The following is an 862-nucleotide window of genomic DNA, read 5'->3' as shown; positions in this document are numbered from 1 at the left end:
TAGTCGGGCCTGCACTGGTTTCCGTGGTGTTTCCACTGGTTGCCAGTGTGGTGTCTGTTGTCACTTCGGTGGTGGTTCCACTGGTTTTCGATGTAGTTGTTACAGTTGAAACTGTGGTAACTGTACCAGTTCCCGTAGTGGTTTCTGTGTCAGATGTTGTGCTGCTTTCGCTGGTTGCAGTAGTTGTTGTGGTTGTGGTTGTTGTTGTCGTTGTTGTAGTCGTTTCCGAAGTCGATGTTGTAGTAATCGCAGGCTGTTCCGCATCGCAGACCAGAATCTGTCCTGCGGTCTTGTCATAGTAGTAATAACCCTCGGTCGCTTTGTCGTTCAGGTTGTCTGCGTCACCGGTGGTGCTTGTGACAACACCGTTTTCCACAGTAAAGGTCATCGTTGATTTGATTACTGTGTAAGTCTTTCCGGTTTCGGAATCTACAAAAGGTTCGCCGCTTTCTCCCAGAGTATAGGTGCCGTCCGGCAGCTTGCTCAAAATAGCATCTGTCTTGCCGGAAGTCCATGTAATGGAATCTGCGGTTCTGCTGTCCACGGTGTTATTTTTGATATTTTCTACCGTCACACTGTCCAGCGTTGCTCCGCTTTCGTCCGGATTTGTCAGGGTCAGGGTCAGCTTTGCTCCGGTGACTTCCTGCTTTCCGGTGATGTCCTTCTTGGCAATGGTAAGCTTGGAAACCTCGTCCTGAATGGTTGTGGTTCCGGTCACCTTGCCGTCTGTTCCAATGGTGAAGGTTTCTTCTGCGGTGTACAGCTGGTAGCCGTCCGGTGCATTGGTTTCTTTCAGCTTGTATGTGCCTGCCGGCAGTCCGGTGATGGTCGTTGCATCTTCTCCGGAAACAAACTGAATGGT

At 50.2% G+C, this 862-nt stretch carries 1 protein-coding gene; it reads right to left on the bottom strand.

Features of this window, described 5'->3' with window-relative positions:
- On the bottom strand, positions 1–862 hold an 862-nt coding region (locus tag RUMCAL_RS15855), incomplete at both ends, for a prealbumin-like fold domain-containing protein (RefSeq protein WP_021681431.1).

Origin of the sequence: Ruminococcus callidus ATCC 27760 (assembly GCF_000468015.1) — a bacterium.
Lineage (GTDB): Bacteria > Bacillota > Clostridia > Oscillospirales > Ruminococcaceae > Ruminococcus_C > Ruminococcus_C callidus.
Note: the sequence above shows the minus strand (reverse complement) of the source record. Positions and strands in the feature narration are given on the sequence as shown.